16 protein-coding genes are annotated in these 19,146 nt (G+C 49.7%); 9 read left to right on the top strand and 7 right to left on the bottom strand.

The window, feature by feature from the left end:
- Positions 1-78 precede the first annotated feature (78 nt).
- The 6 genes from gyrA to dnaA form a co-directional block, all read right to left on the bottom strand.
- Positions 79-2,655 (bottom strand): DNA gyrase subunit A, encoded by a 2,577-nt coding sequence (gene gyrA / locus EKM89_RS04540; RefSeq protein WP_125686096.1) that lies wholly within the window; start codon positions 2,653-2,655, stop codon positions 79-81.
- A gap of 32 nt (positions 2,656-2,687) precedes the next feature.
- Positions 2,688-4,634, bottom strand: a complete 1,947-nt coding sequence (gyrB, locus tag EKM89_RS04545) for a DNA topoisomerase (ATP-hydrolyzing) subunit B (RefSeq protein ID WP_125686098.1) — start codon at positions 4,632-4,634, stop codon at positions 2,688-2,690.
- Positions 4,635-4,637: 3 nt separating this feature from the next.
- Entirely contained in the window at positions 4,638-5,792 is a 1,155-nt protein-coding gene (recF, locus tag EKM89_RS04550; RefSeq protein WP_125686100.1) for a DNA replication/repair protein RecF, read from the bottom strand.
- The gene (gene yaaA / locus EKM89_RS04555; protein WP_125686102.1) at positions 5,792-6,019 is read right to left on the bottom strand and encodes a S4 domain-containing protein YaaA; all 228 of its coding nucleotides are present in this window, start codon (positions 6,017-6,019) and stop codon (positions 5,792-5,794) included. Before yaaA ends, recF begins: the two co-directional genes overlap by 1 nt.
- A 602-nt stretch (positions 6,020-6,621) precedes the next feature.
- The gene (gene dnaN / locus EKM89_RS04560) at positions 6,622-7,761 is read right to left on the bottom strand and encodes a DNA polymerase III subunit beta (protein WP_125686104.1); all 1,140 of its coding nucleotides are present in this window, start codon (positions 7,759-7,761) and stop codon (positions 6,622-6,624) included.
- 297 nt (positions 7,762-8,058) lie between these two features.
- The gene (dnaA, locus tag EKM89_RS04565) at positions 8,059-9,417 is read right to left on the bottom strand and encodes a chromosomal replication initiator protein DnaA (protein WP_125686106.1); all 1,359 of its coding nucleotides are present in this window, start codon (positions 9,415-9,417) and stop codon (positions 8,059-8,061) included.
- A 541-nt stretch (positions 9,418-9,958) separates the two neighbouring features.
- Here dnaA and rpmH point away from each other — a divergent pair.
- The 9 genes from rpmH to EKM89_RS04610 all read left to right on the top strand — a co-directional run bounded on the left by rpmH (position 9,959) and on the right by EKM89_RS04610 (position 18,335).
- Positions 9,959-10,093: a 50S ribosomal protein L34 gene (rpmH, locus tag EKM89_RS04570; RefSeq protein WP_081624573.1), complete on the top strand. Its 135-nt coding sequence runs from the start codon at positions 9,959-9,961 to the stop codon at positions 10,091-10,093.
- A gap of 100 nt (positions 10,094-10,193) precedes the next feature.
- Positions 10,194-10,550, top strand: coding sequence for a ribonuclease P protein component (gene rnpA / locus EKM89_RS04575; RefSeq protein ID WP_048733717.1), 357 nt, complete (start codon positions 10,194-10,196; stop codon positions 10,548-10,550).
- 11 nt (positions 10,551-10,561) lie between these two features.
- Positions 10,562-11,395, top strand: a complete 834-nt coding sequence (locus tag EKM89_RS04580) for a YidC/Oxa1 family membrane protein insertase (RefSeq protein WP_225421813.1) — start codon at positions 10,562-10,564, stop codon at positions 11,393-11,395.
- Positions 11,396-11,929: 534 nt separating this feature from the next.
- Positions 11,930-12,715 (top strand): RNA-binding cell elongation regulator Jag/EloR, encoded by a 786-nt coding sequence (jag, locus tag EKM89_RS04585; protein WP_125686108.1) that lies wholly within the window; start codon positions 11,930-11,932, stop codon positions 12,713-12,715.
- Between the two features lie 254 nt (positions 12,716-12,969).
- Complete coding sequence (gene mnmE / locus EKM89_RS04590) at positions 12,970-14,364, top strand: tRNA uridine-5-carboxymethylaminomethyl(34) synthesis GTPase MnmE (RefSeq protein ID WP_125686111.1); 1,395 nt, start codon at positions 12,970-12,972, stop codon at positions 14,362-14,364.
- 164 nt (positions 14,365-14,528) lie between these two features.
- Positions 14,529-16,439, top strand: coding sequence for a tRNA uridine-5-carboxymethylaminomethyl(34) synthesis enzyme MnmG (mnmG, locus tag EKM89_RS04595; protein WP_125686113.1), 1,911 nt, complete (start codon positions 14,529-14,531; stop codon positions 16,437-16,439).
- Positions 16,440-16,887: 448 nt separating this feature from the next.
- Complete coding sequence (locus EKM89_RS04600; RefSeq protein ID WP_125686114.1) at positions 16,888-17,274, top strand: hypothetical protein; 387 nt, start codon at positions 16,888-16,890, stop codon at positions 17,272-17,274.
- 10 nt (positions 17,275-17,284) lie between these two features.
- A complete protein-coding gene (pnuC, locus tag EKM89_RS04605; protein WP_125686116.1) occupies positions 17,285-18,025 on the top strand; it encodes a nicotinamide riboside transporter PnuC in 741 nt (246 codons plus the stop codon).
- Positions 18,026-18,104: 79 nt separating this feature from the next.
- The gene (locus tag EKM89_RS04610; RefSeq protein ID WP_125686118.1) at positions 18,105-18,335 is read left to right on the top strand and encodes a type II toxin-antitoxin system Phd/YefM family antitoxin; all 231 of its coding nucleotides are present in this window, start codon (positions 18,105-18,107) and stop codon (positions 18,333-18,335) included.
- Between the two features lie 4 nt (positions 18,336-18,339).
- Here the strand turns inward: EKM89_RS04610 and EKM89_RS04615 are convergent, their stop codons facing one another.
- Positions 18,340-19,023: a YjjG family noncanonical pyrimidine nucleotidase gene (locus tag EKM89_RS04615; RefSeq protein ID WP_125686120.1), complete on the bottom strand. Its 684-nt coding sequence runs from the start codon at positions 19,021-19,023 to the stop codon at positions 18,340-18,342.
- Positions 19,024-19,146: the final 123 nt, after the last annotated feature.

Genomic DNA, 19,146 nt, shown 5'->3' on the forward strand with positions numbered 1-19,146 from the left:
GTACAAAAAAGAGGCCCAATTCGTAAATGAATTGAACCTCCGAAATTCCCTCCATCAACACCGGTTGACAAAGAGCCCTTAATTATCGGCGTTATCGTCATCACTATCACTAGCAACATCGGTGTCATCTGGCACGACAGGAGCCGATTCAGCGGTGACATCGTCGCTAGCTGCCGGGGCATCCCCGTCAGCTGGTGCGGTCTCATCGTCCGTTTCGTCTTCCTTCGCCACCTTTGCCATCGTTGCCACGGCAGTATCGTCGTTCAACCGAATCAAGTGGACCCCTAGGGTTGCCCGCCCCGTTTCGGAAACGTCGGCACCGCTAAAGCGAATCATGACACCCTTGTTGGTCACCAACATGATGTCTTCATCACCGTCGAGTGTGGTCAAACCAGCCAAAGGCCCGTTCTTCTCACTCACATTAACGGTCTTGATCCCCTTACCGCCACGACCCTTGATTGGGTACTCGCTGGCAGCCGTTTGCTTCCCATAACCTTTTTCGGAAATGACAAACACATGACTATCTGGCTTGAGGACGCTGGCACCAATGACGTAGTCGCTTTCACGCAACCGAATTCCACGAACCCCAGTTGCCGAACGACCCATTGACCGCACGTCTTCAGCCGCAAAGCTGACGGCGTAGCCTAGGTGGGTCCCGATGATCATGTTCGCTTGGGCATTGATAATGTCCACGTCGATCAGCTCATCGTCTTCCTTCAGGTTGATGGCCTTCAGACCATTACTCCGGATGTTGGCAAATTCATCAACTGGCGTCCGTTTGACCGTCCCCTGAACCGTCGTGAAGAAGAGGTCCCGGTTGGCGTTCTCACCCGGATTAGCCACGTTGATAACGGCCTGAACGTGCTCGTTATTGTTGATTCCCAGTAAGTTAATCACCGGAATCCCCTTGGCCGTCCGTCCGTATTCAGGGATTTCATACCCCTTCATCCGGTAGACCTTCCCAGTATTGGTGAAGAACAGCAGCATATCATGGGTCGAGGTTGCAACGAGGTGCTCAATGAAATCATCATCATGCACGCCCATCCCTTGAACCCCTTTACCACCGCGGTTCTGCGCCTTGAACTCAGACGTTGGCAACCGCTTGATATAGCCGTTATGGGTCAGAGAGACCACGACGTCTTCTTCAGCAATCAAGTCTTCATCTTCCAAGCTCAGCACTTCGCCGACCATTAATTCAGTCCGTCGCTTGTCACCAAACTTGTTTTGGATTTCCAAGAGTTCTTGGTAGATGATGTCTTGTTGACGTTCCTTGGATGCCAAGGTTTCCTTGTAATCCTTGATGTTCGCCATGACATCGTTGTATTCCTTTTCGACCTTTTCCCGTTCCAAACCGGTCAGACGAACCAATCGCATGTCCAAGATGGCTTGTGATTGTTTATCTGACAGGCTGTAACGACTCATCAACTCATTTTTCGCCACTTCAGCGGTCTCGGACTGCCGAATAATGGTGATAATGGCATCGATATGGTCTAGCGCGATCCGCAACCCTTCCAGGATGTGGGCCCGCGCTTCGGCCTTCTTCAGTTCAAACTCGGTCCGCCGACGGATAACTTCCATCTGGAATTCCAAATAGTACTGCAGAATTGGCTTTAAGCCCAGAACTTTTGGTGCGCCGTTGACGATGGCCAACATGTTGATCCCAAATGAGGTCTGCATCAAGGTCATCTTGTATAAGTTGTTTAAAATAACTTCGGCACTGGCATCGCGACGAACATCGACCACGATCCGCATCCCTGTCCGGTCAGACTCATCGTTAACATCGGTGATGCCTTCGATACGCTTGTCCCGGGCCAATTCAGCGATCCGTTCGATCAATTTCGCCTTATTGACCATGTACGGAATTTCCGTGGCCACAATGCGTTGCTTCCCGTTCTTTTCTTCTTCGATATCGACCTTCGCCCGTAAGGTAATGGTCCCCTTACCGGTCTCGTAAGCCCGCCGAATAGCGGCCTTACCCATCACGATCCCCCCAGTAGGGAAATCGGGGCCTGGTAAAGCTTCCATCAAATCAGCCAAAGTCGCGTCTGGATTATTCATCAAGATGTGCAGCGCGCTGATTACTTCCGTCAGGTTGTGTGGTGGAATGTTCGTTGCCATCCCCACGGCAATCCCGGAAGCCCCGTTAACTAAGAGGTTAGGAAAGCGTGACGGCAAGACAACGGGTTCTCTTTCAGACCCATCATAGTTGTCCTGGAAATCAATCGTGTCCTTATTGATGTCCCGCAGCATTTCCATCGCAACTTTGCTCAGACGTGCTTCGGTATACCGCATGGCAGCGGCACCGTCACCATCGACGGAGCCAAAGTTCCCGTGACCGTCTACCAACATGTAGCGGTACGAGAAATCTTGGGCCATCCGGACCATGGATTCATACACGGCGGAATCCCCATGCGGATGATACTTACCCAGAACATCCCCAACCACTCTGGCTGACTTCCGGAATGGCTTGTCAGGAGTGATCCCAAGTTCTTGCATATCGTATAAAATCCGGCGGTGGACTGGCTTTAAACCATCCCGCACGTCCGGTAACGCCCGCTGAACAATCACACTCATCGCATAATCCAGGAAGGATGTGCGCATCGTTTGTGAAAGGTCAACGTCGGTGATTCGACTTAAATAATCTTGATCAGCCAAATTTTTTTACCCTCCGTTCTTCCCGTTACACGTTAAACATCAAGGTCAGCAAAGGTCGCGTTATCCTCGATAAATTGCCGGCGGGGCGCAACTTTATCTCCCATCAACATGCTGAAGACTTGATCGGCATTGATGGCGTCTTGTGCGTCGACCCGTAAGAGCCGCCGGTTTTCAGGATCCATGGTCGTTTCCCAGAGTTGTTCCGCGTCCATTTCACCTAACCCTTTGTACCGTTGAATCTGTGGCTTTGGTGCGGGGGCTAACTTGCCTAACATTTCCTTCAACTCATCATCGGTATCCAAGTAGCGTTGGAACTTCCCTTGGCGCACCCGGTAGAGCGGTGGGCAGGCAATATAAACGAACCCGGCATCCAGTAATGGCCGCATGTAACGGTAGATCAGCGTCAACAGTAACGTCCGAATATGGGCGCCATCGACATCGGCATCAGTCATGATGATCAGCTTGTGGTAGTTGGCCTTGGCGACATCAAAATCGTCACCAAACCCGGTCCCCATGGCGGTAAACAGCGAACGAATTTCTTCGTTGGCCAGGATCCGATCCATTGAGGCCTTTTCCACGTTTAAGATTTTCCCCCGAATTGGCAGGATGGCTTGCGTCAGCCGTGAACGACCTTGCTTAGCCGACCCACCGGCAGAATCCCCTTCGACAATAAACAATTCGGAGATTTCCGGATCCTTGGAGGTGTTATCAGCGAGCTTCCCGGGCAGGTTACTGATTTCGAGGCCGCTCTTTTTCCGCGTAACTTCCCGCGCACGTTTAGCAGCGACCCGGGCTTTGGACGCTAACGTCCCCTTGTCCACAACCTTACGGGCAACGTCCGGATGTTCCATCAAGAACCGCATAAAGTGATCAGCAAATGTGTGATCAACCGCCGTCCGGGCATCTGAGTTCCCCAGTTTAGTCTTGGTCTGACCTTCAAATTGTGGATCCGGGTGCTTAACGGACACAACGGCCGTTAAACCTTCACGCACGTCATCCCCGGTCAGATTGGGCTCGTTATCCTTCATCAGCTTGTTTTGCCGCGCATAGTCGTTTACGACCCGCGTTAAGGCGCGTTTGAACCCTTCCTCATGCGTCCCACCTTCGTAGGTATGGATGTTGTTGGTAAAGGTCAACAGGTTGTTGTGATAATCATCTGTGTACTGCAGCGCCACTTCAACGGTGATACCATTTTCTTGGCCCTCAACGTAGATTGGTGGTTCGAACAGTGTGGTTTTATTTTCGTTTAAGTAGTCAACGTAGTGGCGAATCCCACCCTCATAGAGGAAGTCGTCTTCCGTTGGCGTTTCAGGCCGCTCGTCACGGATCGTGATGCGTAAGCCCTTGTTCAAGAAGGCCAGTTCGCGGATCCGGGTCGTTAACGTCTTAATATCAAACGTCGTCGTTTCCCGAAAAATATCGGGATCCGGCACAAAGTGGACCGTCGTCCCGTGTTCGTCAACGGGTAACCCCGTCTCCGTCACGGTCATATCTTCCTTCACGTGACCACGACTAAAGACCATGGAGTACTGCTTGCCATCACGAATGACTTGCACATCTAGTTCAGTAGACAACGCGTTCACAACGGAAGCGCCGACCCCATGGAGACCACCGGAGACCTTGTACCCGCCACCGCCGAATTTACCACCGGCATGCAGGATGGTGAAGACCGTTTCCAAGGCAGGTCTCCCCGTCTTCTTTTGGATATCCACCGGAATCCCCCGACCATTATCACTGACGCTGATGCTGTTATCCTTCTCAACGACAACGTGAATTTCGTCGGCAAAGCCCGCTAAGGCCTCATCGATCCCATTATCAACAATTTCCCAGACCAAATGGTGCAGACCTTGGGAACTAGTCGTACCAATGTACATCCCAGGACGCTTCCGCACCGCTTCCAAGCCTTCCAAGACTTGAATTTGGCTGGCATCGTATTCCCGGGCTTGTTCTGCTTTGGTTTCGTGTTCGTAATCAGCCACTGCCTAATCCTCCTTTGTTGCCGAATCACCCGTTCTAGGCGATCCATCGGCCACCACGGCCCCGTTTTCAACGTAAAAAATAGTTGGGTCCTTAATCAGCTGGCGCGTAATTCCGCTCAAGCTGGTGGTGGTAATAAACGTTTGTACTTTGTCCTGAATCGCCGTCAATAAATGTGTCTGGCGGGCATCGTCCAGTTCGGAAAGTACGTCATCAAGTAATAAGACCGGATATTCACCGGTCTCTTCTTTCATCAGGTCGATCTCAGCGAGTTTGATGCTTAACGCCGTCGTCCGTTGCTGGCCCTGCGACCCGAACGTCTGCACGTTCTTGCCGTTGACCTGAAAATGCAGGTCGTCGCGGTGCGGACCAACCAGAGTCGTCCCCTGATAGAGCTCCTTGTCGCGCTGCTTGTTGTAAAGAGCCGTTAACGCGTCACAAATGGTCTTGGCATCCGTCAATTGGTCGGCGGGAACCTGTGTGGCGTAGTGGAACGTCAACTCCTCACGTTGCTGCGAAATCTCAGCGTGAATCGTCTGGGCCCAGTGCTCAAGCTTGCGTAACATCGTCAGCCGCGCCATGATAATTTCCGCACCGTAAGCCGCTAACTGGTCGGACAGCACAGACAAAAAAAGAAGATCCTTTTTCTGCTTGTGCTGCAAGTCCTTCAAGTAGTGGTTCCGTTGCTTCAATAAGGTTCTGTACTGACTAAGGTTATAGAGGTAACGCGGGTTCATCTGACCGAACTCCATGTCCATAAAGCGTCGCCGCACAGCGGGAGCCCCTTTGACAATGGCGAGATCTTCCGGCGCAAACAAAATCACGTTCAGCTGTCCCACATACTGAGAGAGCCGCGCTTGCTCCAAGTGATTGACCTTGGCCCGTTTCCCCTGCCGCGAAAAAGTGAGCTCTAACGGCACCGTGCCGGCAGATTTAACCACACGGCCACTCACCTTGGCCGTTTTGGCCTGCCAGTTGACCAAATCATGGTCATTGGCGGTTCGGTGACTGCGGGTTAACGCCAGCACGTAGATTGCCTCTAATAAATTGGTCTTGCCCTGCGCATTTTCACCCAATAAGACGTTGATGCCTTGACCTAATTGAAGATCTGCATCTTGGTAATTACGAAAATGCTGCAGCTGCAACTCTTGCAAATACATTATTCACCCTGCTTTGAGCGTATAACAAATGAGCCTGCATCAGGAACATCGACCGTATCGTCAGGATACAGTTTCCGGCCCCGTCGATCATCTGGCTCGTCGTTGACCTTCACGGTGTTTTCCCGCAAAAACCATTTGGCTTGACCGCCAGTACTGATAACGGATTCTTCCTTGAGCATCTGGCCCAAAGTGATGTAGGGCGTGTCAATGAAAACTTCTTTTTTCACAATTTCACCCCTTAATTTTCTTCTCTTATATTATACCGCTTTTTACATCAAAGGTACAGATTAGCCACCTTATTTTTGCGTTCTCAGCCGATTTGACCCCTTCTTGATATTTTTGGTATAAATGCTGTAAATTTGCTCAGAATTAAAATGAGCGGCGTTCTGGCGAAAAACGGCTATTTTTGGCCACAAAATCAACATCCACCGGATTTCTTTGAAAGTTCGTTGGCATGTGCGCACGCAAGTAACGGTTTTGTTCCAAATTTTACATCGTTTTCACGAATCTTGGGCTGAAATGAAGACGACCCCGTTGGCGCTTGGATTGCGACCTCGTGGTTACGACCGTTGCAACTTGATGCTTAGCCCTCCAGTATCGTGTTGACGATTAGCGTAAACATTTGCCAAGACGGCTGGCTATCCGGCGGCCACAAAAAGTAACGGTGTGTGGTTTCTATGGTCGAGACCGAGAGTCCCAGATTGTGGTGTTGCGTCACACTGCCACTTTTTCGCCAAGTTAACTCCCGTTTAACGGCTAATTTTTCCGTAAAAAAACCACATCCGCTCAAACACAGCGTGATGTGGCTTCATTTTTAGTTAACCCTAGTTTAGAACGTCCGTACTGGCGTGATCAACTGGATAAAGTTGCTTGTATCTTCCGTTGGCACTAACGTGAAGGGCCGCAATGCGGAGGTAAAGGCCACACGAATCGTCGCTTGACCGAATGACCGCAACGCATCCTTCATGTAGTCAGGGTTAAACGAAATTTCGAGGTCATCCCCAGTGAGATCCTTGGGCGACAAGTCTTCTTCAACGTTCCCGACATCAGGTGAGTTGCTGAAGATGGTGACCTGGTTATCCGCTGGCGTTAACGTCAACTTAACCACATTGTTCCGCGATTCGTGAGATAACAGTGAGGCCCGTTCTACAGCAGCCAGTAATTCTGGCGCTTCAAATTCAACGGTCGTTGAGGCTTCCTTTGGAATCAGCCGAGATGTGTCCGGGTAATTCCCTTCCAGTAAGCGTGAATAAAACGAGGTGTCCCCGAGCAAGAAGAGCACTTGGTTTTCGGAGAATTGCATCTTCACGTCGCTATCGTCGTCCCCGATCATCCGCGACAATTCAGTCAAACTCTTCCCAGGAATGATGACGTCAAACGTCGCGTTACTTGGCGTTGGCAACTCAATCTGTCGTTGACTCAGCCGGTGACTATCCGTGGCAACTGCCAGGAATTTGTTGTCAGCGAGGACAAAGTGGACCCCCGTCAAAATTGGTCGACTTTCCTGGTTGGAAACAGCGATTACCGTTTGACTGATCAATTCTTTAAAGACCGCACCGGAAAGGACAACGGAATCTGCAGCGTCGATTTCTGGTAAATGAGGATAGTTATTGGCATCCTGCCCATTAATGTTGAAGGACGCTGCCCCAGAAGTGATTTCGGTTTGGAAACCATCTTTGACCGTGACCGTCAATTCGTTTTCAGGCAACTTTTTAACGATTTCACCAAAGAAACGGGCGGTTAGGACGATTGATCCAGGTTCGTCAATGGCTAACCCGATGTCTGGATCATCTGCCTTGATCAAGGTTTCAATTGAGATATCGGCGTTGGATCCGGTTAGCAGTAGGCCGGCATCACTAGCGACAATCTTTAGTCCAGTCAATATGGGGATAGTCGTTTTGGACGAGATAGCCCGGGAAACGTTATTCAATTCTTTGATGAACGCTGCCCGGTTGATGGTGAATTTCATAGATGAACACTCCTTTGTGTGGTGCGCTATTTACTTAATTAAAAGAAAAAGATAGTAGCCGTAGTAGAGCGGTGTATACTGTGGATAACTTTGGAGAAGACCTTGTGTTACTAGGTTTTCCACCTGTGGATAACTTGTGGAAAACTTTTGACCTTTTTCCTTTTTATCCACATGCCAGTTTAGCTTGCCGTGCCCAGTTTACGGCTACCAGTCTAATTTCATCATACGCCAGTTAGTCACAAAAAGATCGCCGCGAGTCCGTCTCGTTTTAACTTAGAGACCCGGACGATTCTTTGCTTAGCGCTGCAACTCGTCGCGAAGGTTCTCGATATCCTTTTGGAGTTCGGGATCGATCTTGAGCGAAGCAGCGATTTTGTCGTAGGCGTGAATAACGGTCGTATGGTCTTTACCGCCAAATTCGTTCCCAATACGGGGTAAGGACGCTTCCGTCAGTTCACGTGACAGGTACATGGCGATTTGACGAGGCATCACGATGACCTTTTTGCGTTTCTTTCCTTTGAGGTCCTTTAAAGACACGTGGAAATAATCGGCAACTCGGTTTTGAATCACCGGAATCGTGACGGCATCACTGGCACTAGCGAGATTCAGGCTCTTAAGTGCTTCGGCGGCAAGATCAGTCGTGATCGGTTGATGCATCAACTGATGGTAAGCTTGAACACGGGCTAAGGCCCCTTCGAGCTCACGAACGTTGGAGTCGATCTGCCCGGCGATGTAGCTTAAGGTATCATCCGGGATGTCGATTTGGTCGGCGTCGGCCTTGTTTCTAAGAATGGCGATTCGCGTCTCTAGGTCTGGCGGCGTGATATCGACCGAGAGACCCCAAGCAAACCGCGAAACGAGGCGGTCTTGCAGCTTCGGAATCTCATTTGGTAGCCGGTCGGACGTCAGCACAATTTGCTTGTTGTCGTCGTAGAGGGCATTGAATGTATGGAAGAACTCTTCTTGTGTTCCTTCCTTATTAGCGAAGAATTGAATATCATCGACCAGCAGCAGATCAACGTTACGGTACTCCTGACGGAACTGCTCCTGCGTCCGGGTTTGAATCGCATTGATAAAGTCATTCGTGAAGGCCTCGCTAGTGACGTACTTGATCTTGGTGTCCGGGTGATCTTCGAGCATTTTATTGCCGATCGCGTGCATCAAGTGGGTTTTACCCAGACCGACGCCACCGTAGAAGAAGAGTGGATTGTACATCTCACCAGGTTCTTCTGAGACAACTAGGGCCGCAGCATGGGCCATTTGGTTGCCTTTTCCGATGACGAAAGTGTCAAACGTGTAGCGGGGATTCAGGGCCGTTTCCTTCATAAAAGTTGGCGTCGGTTCGCTGAGAGCGATGGCGTCAGGGGTGCCAGTCTTGGCTTTGAGCGTCGCTTGTTGCTGACGCTCCCCTTCTAAAATGAGAACGGGCTGAATATCTTCGTGAGTGGTTTGGTATGCGTATTCTACCAATTGCTGGTCCAAGTGTTGGTGGTTCCAGTAATCACGATGCAGGGGTGATGGAAGTTCCAAAGTTAATTTGTTGCCGACTAAAGAAATCGGCTTGGCTGTTTTGATCCAAGTTGTATAGGTCGTTGGTGCGTAGTTGACCTCAAACAATTTTTGGATGTCAGCCCACAAATCTGACATTTCTGGCACTGAGGTATCCCCCTATTTTAGTTTAAAAACTCATTTGTCCTTTGGGGGGATGACCCCCCAAAAAGAAAACGTACATTCAGTGTAGCATGAAGAAAAAAAGTTTTCCACAGGCTATTATGAGGTGTGCATAATTGTTTCACAGGAAGTGGAAAGAGTTATCCACAGGGTAGTCAAAAACAGTGGATAACTTTTATTCAGGTAACTTATCCACAGGAACACGTATGTTTGAAACGTGACAGCAATAAGTGTTTCACAAGTTATCCACAGAATTAACAAAGCTTAATTTTTAGAAATGAACAGCCTGTGGAACAGTGGATAACCCAGTTGGCAAGTCCCCGATAACTTTTTTGGAATCTTTGAGTTATCCACAGGCTAAGTGTATGAAACAAATTTATCCGGGGACAACTTTTTCTTGGAAATTTAAAGTTGCTGTTTCAATTTGGCGTTTTTTATGATAGTATATTCAGGAAATGCATTTAGTATTTGTCTGGCACCGTCAGATGAAAAATAAATAGTCATCGTTAAGAGAGGAGAACTTACCATGAAACGTACTTTCCAACCAAAGAAACGTCACCGTTCACGTGTCCACGGCTTCCGCAAGCGCATGAGCACTAGCAATGGCCGTCAAGTATTAGCACGTCGCCGTCAAAAGGGACGTAAAGTATTGTCTGCATAGGCCGCTGATGGTTCAGTGGTCTTTTTATTTTATCTGCGGAGTGACTGGGACACCAATTCCCCGCGGACTGAAAAATAGTTGAGAATTTTGGAGATGCACCATGCGAAAATCTTACCGCATTAAGAAAGAAGCGGAATTTCAGCAGGTCTTTGAAACCAGGAATTCAGTCGCTAATCGGCAATTCGTGGTGTATTCAATGGAAAAACCAGATCAGCCGCACTTTCGGGTCGGTATTTCAGTTGGGAAAAAAATTGGTAACGCCGTTCACCGTAACTGGGTGAAGCGCCGAATTCGACAGAGCTTGCTCGAGTTAAAGCCGTATCTGAAACAAGATGTGGACTTTCTCGTCATTGCTCGGCCGCGTGCGGATGGTATTGCCATGCCCGATGCGAAACGCAGCCTAGTGCACGTCTTGAAACTGGCCAAACTGCTGGATTCTAGCTATAGCGAGGAATAAACGTGAGAAACGTGAAAAAGTACAAACGCACCCTACTGATGCTGGGCATTGTGGGTTTAGTGTTCATCCTTTCCGCTTGTAGCAATAAGCCAATCACCAATCAAAGTACCGGGATTTGGGACGGCCTGATCGTTCTGAACTTCTCGCGGGCGATTATCTGGTTGGCCCATTTCTTCGGGGGTAGTTACGGAATCGGGATCATCATCTTTACGATTATTATCCGGATTATCTTACTACCACTGATGATCTTCCAAACGCGTAGCATGCGGAAGACCCAAGAGGTTCAACCCCAATTAAAAGCATTACAGAAAAAGTATTCGTCTAAAGACAGAGAAACAATGGCCAAGCTTCAGTCAGAACAGCAAAAGCTGTACTCGGAAGCTGGCATCAACCCAATGATGGGCTGTTTACCAGCCTTGGTTCAACTGCCAATTATCTGGGCACTGTATCAAGCCATCTGGCGGACGGCCGTTCTGCGGTCTGGGACGTTCCTGTGGTTGCAACTTGGTCACAAGGACCCGTACTTCATTCTGCCAATCTTGGCGGCCTTAGCGACGTTCTTGAGTTCGTGGCTAACGACGAAGTCAGCACCAGAGTCTAACTCCATGAACACAATGATGATTGTCGGGATGCCCGTGGTGGTCTTCTTCACCGCCATGAACGTTGCCTCATCATTGTCGTTGTACTGGACGGTTTCTTATGTCTTCCAAGTCGGCCAAACCTTGTTGATTCAAAATCCGTGGAAGATTCAGGCGGAACGTGATCAAAAGGAAAAGGTCAAAGCCGAACATGAGCGCACTGTGAAAAAGGCAATGCGGCGTGCTAAGCAAAGTAAACGTAAATAACACCTAAAAAATGCATTTCTCGCCGTTCGGTTAAGTCCGGGCGGCTTTTTTGTTGTCAAAGAACCAGGTCTATCGTGAAAACACTGTGCCGCAAATTCGCCGTGGGACGGGGTCACCTCCTTTACATGGTTGTGACTTAGTCTACTAAAATTAAAATGACTTTTCCGGTTGTAGTGACCGCCGATAGTGTTACTAACGAAATTTCTAACAGAATTGGGACATGAAATCCTTGGTCTTAAGGGATTCTTACGAGTTGGTGTTAAATTCTCGAGCTCGAAACCTAAATTCGTTACATGATTCTTGCGACAGGACAGTGAGCCGGCTTACGCGAAATGGGCGCACTCTGGCAGCCAGAGATTCGGAGAACGTTCCCACAGTCCCCAATCGGGCTTCCCGCCAGGCTGGGTGGCTTAACTGGGGTCTCAGTATCGTGGTGACAACCAGAGAATTCTGCATTTTTAGATGGATTACGTAGTGCCTAGCGAGCGTTATGGTATACTAAAATTTAGCGAATAGACACGGGAGGAATAAACGATGACGATCTTTACGGGGAAAACGGAAGCAGCGGCGATCGAAGCGGGACTAGCCGCATTGAACAGCCGTCGTGACCAGGTGATTACGAAGGTGGTCACGGCGCCACGTAAGGGTTTGTTTGGTATTGGTCGGCGGGATGCCATGGTCGACGTGGTCTTAAAACCCGTCGCGGCAGCCAGTGCAGCGGCTAAGCAACCAGTAGCTGCCAAGCCGAGTAGTACCGTTGTAAAACCAGTGCAGCGGGCAAAGGCCCAACCGGCACCGGTGGCAGCCCAGCCAACAACTGAGCCAGCGACCGAACCAACGGTGACCCCTGAGGAGCGCCGTGAGCAGCGCGAGGCGGCCGTCGAAGCCGTTCAGGATTACCTAGCAAACATCGTGGAACAACTGGGCATTGACGCGACGTTAGACGTTGAGAACACGGCCCACCGACAAGTCCGACTGGAATTTACCACGGACAAAGAAGGCCTGCTGATTGGAAAGCACGGGCGGACGATCAATGCCCTGCAGAGTTTGGGACAGCTATTTTTGAATCATCATGGCGCTGCACACGTCGATTTGGAATTGGACGTGGCGGGATACCGGGAGCGCCGGGCAGCTACGTTAGTTCGTTTGGCGGAGAGCACCGCGCGTGAAGTGGTGGCAACCGGGAAACCGATCTATTTGGATCCGATGCCTTCGTTTGAGCGTAAACAGATTCATGCGGTCCTAGCAAAGAATCGCCACGTGACGACGTACTCGGCCGGTAAAGAGCCACACCGCGCTGTTGTGATCGAACCGGCATAGTTTCCGTTTGACAAAATGACCGATTGCCCTTATAGTGAAGACAATCATTCTTATCAAGTTTATGATAAAGTAGTGAAAGTACTTTATCCGCGCACAGTTAGGTGGCGTGGAGTAGGTGCTTTTTTTTATGGCGTTAAATGATACACCAGGCCTGTTGAATGTCCATTCTTACGCATGGTATCCGGGTAATATGGCCAATCTACCGATAAACTTGATGTAAGGACCAACATTGAAAAGAACAAGGAGGATGGCTCATGGCAGTCACGACCACAGAATTTGATACGATTGCGGCAATTTCGACCCCACCTGGTGAGGGAGGCATCTCCATCATTCGGTTGAGTGGTGAAGAGGTCTTTGATGTCGCAGAGAAGCTGTTTAAGGGGGCTGACTTGACCAAAGCGGCCACCCACACGATTCATTATGGTCACATCATTGATCCAGAGAACGGTGAAGAGGTCGATGAGGTCATGGCAACCGTTATGCGGGCGCCTAAGACGTACACGAAGGAAGACATTATCGAAATCAACTGTCACGGTGGTATCGTGGCGACGAACCGGATCTTGCAGCTCTGCCTGAGCTATGGTGCACGGTTGGCTGAACCCGGTGAGTATACCAAGCGGGCCTTCCTCAATGGCCGAATCGATTTGACGCAGGCGGAATCCGTCATGGATTTGATTCGTGCGAAAACGGATAAGTCAATGAAGGTTGCTTTGGACCAATTAGACGGAAATCTGTCTCATTTGATTAGAAATTTACGCCAAGACATTCTCGATGCGTTGGCCCAAGTGGAAGTTAATATTGACTACCCTGAGTACGATGACGTGGAAACGATGACGACCAAGATGCTGTTGGAGAAGGCCCAAGAGGTTCAAAAGCAGATCAAGTCGCTCCTTGCGACCGCTAAACAGGGAAAAGTCTTACGCGAAGGCCTGGCCACTGCAATTGTTGGCCGACCAAATGTGGGGAAGAGTAGTCTGCTCAACCATTTATTACACGAAGACAAGGCCATTGTGACCGACGTTGCCGGGACCACGCGTGACGTGATCGAAGAATATGTGAATGTCAAAGGGGTTCCGTTGAAGCTGATCGATACGGCTGGTATTCGCGATACCACGGACAAGGTTGAAAAGATTGGGGTCGAACGCTCACGTAAGGCCATCAACACCGCTGATTTGGTAATGTTGGTCTTGAATGCCAGTGAGAAATTGACTACGGAAGACAAGGCGTTACTGAAGGCGACGGCCGACACACAACGCATTCTCATTTTGAACAAGACCGACTTGCCCATGAAGCTTGATCTGGCGGCGGTTAAGGCAGCTGCAGGGGATAGTCCAATTATGGAAACGTCAATTCTGCAGAGCACGGGAATGGATCAGCTGGAAGGTACCATCGCCCACCTGTTCTTCGATGAAGGTATCGAGTCCAATCAAAATAACGTGATGGTCACGAATGCGCGGCACATTGGTCTGCTACATCAAGCCAGCGATGCCTTAACGGACGTTCAGAGCGGGATTGCTGCGGGGATGCCGGTTGACTTAGTCCAGATCGACATGACGCGTGCTTGGGACCTGCTCGGTGAAATTACTGGGGATAGTTACCAAGACGAACTGCTCGACCAGTTGTTCAGCCAGTTCTGTTTAGGAAAATAACGAAGTAAAGTTAGCGAAATACCGTGCCTTATCGGCTATCAGATAGGTCGGTGCAAATGCAACTAGAAACCGCAGCGAACACGAATTTTGGTTTAGGAAAATTGCGCACAAAAGAGACCGTTTAGCCGCCGTCAGTGGCAGTTAAGCATGGAGGGAAAGAACCAATGACTGAAGTAATTGAATATCCAGGTCAGGACTACGACGTTATCGTTGTGGGTGCCGGCCATGCTGGTAGCGAAGCCGCATTAGCTGCTGCGCGAATGGGGAACAAAACCTTATTAATGACGATCAATTTGGACATGGTGGCCTTTATGCCATGTAACCCATCTGTCGGGGGTCCTGCAAAGGGAATCGTCGTTCGTGAAATCGATGCATTAGGTGGCGAAATGGGCCGCAATATCGACAAGACCTACGTCCAGATGCGAATGCTGAATACTGGGAAGGGACCGGCCGTCCGTGCCTTACGTGCCCAAGCCGATAAGCATGCGTACCATGCCGAAATGAAGCACACCATTGAACGGGAACCCAACTTGACCTTGCGCCAGGGAATCGTGGATGATTTGATCGTGGAAGACGGCGCCTGCAAAGGGGTCATCACCAATACGGGTGCGCGTTACAGCGCCAAGGCGGTGGTTATCGCGGCGGGGACCGCTGCTCGCGGTAAGATCATCATCGGGGAACTGATGTATTCCTCTGGGCCCAACAATTCCCAACCCGCCAACAAATTGACGGCTAATTTACCCAAGTATGGTTTTGATCTCGAACGGTTCAAGACCGGGACGCCACCACGGGTCGACGGTAACACGATTCATTACGATGAGACCGAGGAGCAGCCAGGTGACAAGGAGCCGAACCACTTTAGCTTTACAACGCCAGACAGTGCCTACATCGACATCAAGAATCAGCTGTCTTGCTGGTTGACGTATACCAACCAAAAGACGCATGAAATCATCAAGGCCAACCTCGACCGCGCGCCGATGTTTACCGGGGTGATCGAAGGGGTCGGTCCCCGTTACTGCCCATCCATTGAGGATAAGATCGTGCGGTTTGCTGATAAGCCACGGCACCAACTCTTCTTGGAGCCAGAAGGTCGCAACACCGATGAGTGGTACGTTCAAGGCCTTTCAACGTCTATGCCAGAAGAAGTTCAGCAGAAAATTTTGCACTCCATTAAGGGGTTAGAAGACGCACAAATGATGCGGCCGGGTTATGCCATTGAATACGATGTCGTTTCCCCATATCAATTACGGCCAACTTTGGAAACGAAGCCGTTGAAGAACCTGTTTACTGCAGGCCAAACGAACGGGACTTCCGGGTACGAAGAAGCCGCTGGCCAGGGCCTGTTAGCCGGAATCAACGCTGGCTTACGGGCGCTGGGCAAGCCAGGGTTTACGTTGAAGCGTTCCGATGCCTACATCGGTGTCATGGTCGACGACTTGGTGACCAAGGGAACCAAGGAACCTTACCGCTTGTTGACGAGTCGTGCAGAGTACCGGTTGATTTTGCGGCATGATAACGCCGACTTACGTTTGACGGCGAAAGGTCATGAATTAGGCCTGATCAGTGACGACCGTTACGCTGATTTCTTAGCCAAGAAGGCGGCCTTGAAGGCTGAGATCGACCGGTTGAATAGCATTCGTATCAAGCCAAACGATGCCATCAATGCCTTTGTTGAGAGTCACGGCGACAAGCCACTTCAAGATGGCGTGTTAGCTGCAGCGTTCCTCCGGCGGCCATACGTCAATTACCAAACGTTATTGCAGTTCATTTCGGCTCCAGAACAACCGTTGGACCGGCATATCGTTGAAGAGATCGAAGTGTCATTGAAGTATGCTGGCTACATCAAGAAGGCCGAAGACAACGTGGCCAAGTTGAAGCGCATGGAAGCCAAGGCCATCCCCGCTAAGATCGACTACGATGCCATCGATGGTCTTGCAACTGAAGCACATCAAAAGTTAAAGAAGATTCAACCCGAAACGTTAGCTCAGGCCAGTCGGATCAGTGGGGTCAATCCTGCTGATATTGCCATCCTGAGCGTGTATATCGAACAAGGTAAGATTGCCAAAGTGAACTAGGTTTGGTGACAAAGGGAGAGTGGGACAAAAGGCGGTTAACCGGTTGCCTTCTGGCACACGTTTCGACCAGAAAAAGTTGAATAACTAAAGGGGCCCCGTGATGACTGTCGCGGGCCCCTTTTTTGTTTGTAATCAATTAAAAATTAATAACAAAAAACAACTAATTATTATTAAATTAATAATTAGTATACATAAACTTTACACGTTCTTTGCGTTAATGACACGGAGCGTTGGTAAAGTTGAAAGCTGTAGTGAGATAATTATCCACTCGAATAGCTTGGGTGCTGAAGCGTTTCAGACATGACGAAAACCAGTGGGGATGCTAGATCAGGTTAGAAATTTTTACATAAAGAAGGTCACCGAACGGATAAAGCTGAATATCTGGCCAGTCAAGTAGTGGCAACGTTAAACTCGTGCTATGTTCCGCTGGCTTGAAGGGAGGAGACACGTGCTAACGGGATTGCAGATTGTAGGCGTCATGTTGACTGTGTTTTTTTACGGTTGGCATTGGCGACTGGTACGACAATTGCCAGCGCAGAGTAGTCCGATGCGAAACCGGTGGCGATATTTGGCGCACAGTTTTCTACTTCTGACCCTGCTTTACATTGGGTTAGGGTCGTGGCGAGCCGCTTGGCTAGACGAACGGGTCTTAGTGCTGCTCGGCATCGTGAACGCTACTGTATTGGTTGCCCGGATTCTGTGGCAACGACAACATCCGTTTTCAGCAACCGACCGGCTAGTACGGCAGGTTCAAGTCAAGTTACTGACGCTGAGTCAGCTCTCGTTACTATTCGTCTTATTAGCAACTTTCAATATATTAGTAGCTGAAAATTAGGGGGATTAACATGACAAATACACAGACACATGGTTGGTGGTTCAACCAGCTTTTCACAAATTGGAAAAAATTTGAGATCATCTATGTTTCGCTCTTATTAATTTTACAGGTGGCCGTGTATGCGGTCGTGCCAGATAGTTTAATTGGGATGGTCTCCGGAGTCATGGGGGTTCTGTGTCTGATTTACGGGATGAAGGGCCGAAAAATTTCATTCATCTTCGGTCTGGTTCAATGTGTGGCGATGACGTATATTGCGTGGATCAGCCATGCCTATGGCTCGTTTGCGATGGACATCATCTACGTTGTCTCACAACCGATCGGCTGGGTGATGTGGGGGCGCGATGAGGCAACCCATTCGTTCGCTAAGCAAACCCGGAATATGATCTTTGTGGGTGCGTTTGTGGCTTGGATCATTGGCTGGGTCGTCCTGGCCATGCTGCACGGTCAGTTGCCTTACTTTGATTCCATCAACTTTGTGGTCAGTCTGATTGCACAACTGCTATATATTTTGAAATTCAAGGAAAACTGGTCATTGTGGATCGTCGTTAATATTGCCAACGTTATTTATTGGGGGACGTTGACCGTGCAAACCCTGATGGGAGTCACGAAAATTGGGTCGCTGGGCGCAAATCTGTCACAGGTAGCCTTACAAGCGGCCTTACTATTTAATGCCGTCTACGCAACGAAGGTTTGGGCCAGCGGTGAAGCCGATAATGAAGGTGGCGCCGGAGCCAACCAACAGACAAAATAAAACACGACAAAGAACTCGCCCGTTAACGTCATTTTCAACGCTAACGGGCGAGTTTTGCGACCTTAGGAGGAAATCAATTATGAAGCACTATTCGCCAGAAATGGCGCAAACCGATCTCATGGAACTCTTGGCGGCGGTTCATCAGTTAAAGGAAACGATTGTGATCACCCCAACGGACGCGAATGATGTCCATGCTGCAGTATTGATCCCGAAGAGTGAATGGGAAGCCTTACGTGAGTTGGCTTTTCTTCAGCAGTCACCGTTACCGACACCGCCAAAGCGGCCAGTTATCGAGACGGAGTGGGGTTAAGCAACTACGCGAGAACCAACCGCGTCACGGTCGCAAAATCGGCGGCTTCAAAGGTTGGCTGATAGGTACCAGGATTAGTGGTGTGCTGGGGATTATACCAGATGCTGGGAAGCTGAACATTGTTAGCGCCCAGAATGTCTGACTGCAGGCGGTCACCCACCATGAGCGTATTGGCGGCGGTTAAATCGGGATGTTGCGCGAAAATCGGCGCGAAGAAGCGTGGATCAGGCTTGTTGAAGCCAATGTCTTGGGAGATATAGACGCCATCAAAGTAGGTACCGATTCCAGATCCAGCGAGGCGACTGAGTTGGGTGTGTTTGGTTCCATTCGTACCGATTAAAAGCTGTACGCCAGCGGTCTTGAGGTGATCCAGTAGGCGACGAGCGCCCGGGAGTGTGTAGAAGTTGTGATTGAGCATGTCGTTGTATTCAGCCTCTAGGGCCACACCGTCGACTGCGATGCCTAGCGCGTTAAAGGTCAGTGCAAAGCGCTCGTTGAGTAGTGGCTGACGGGGTGCTCCCTGTTCGATGCGCTGCCAAATCTCGCGGTTGAGGTGAACGTAGGTGTCAAAGCCTCGCTGAACGTCGGGGGCACCGTATTTTTTCAGTATGGCGGTGATGCCTTCTGTCTCGCCGCGTGTAAAGTCGAGTAGGGTATCGTCTAAGTCAAAAATTGCGTATTTTTTCACGGGAGTTCATCCTTTACCTGTAAGTTTTACTTAGTTTAGCGCAAATGGACTGAAATTTCAGCAAGCTAAAGGTTGAAAATCCCAAAATACTTATTATGATTGATGTCACAACGATATTGGATC

The organism is Levilactobacillus fujinensis (genome assembly GCF_003946335.1).
In the GTDB taxonomy this organism is placed as follows: domain Bacteria; phylum Bacillota; class Bacilli; order Lactobacillales; family Lactobacillaceae; genus Levilactobacillus; species Levilactobacillus fujinensis.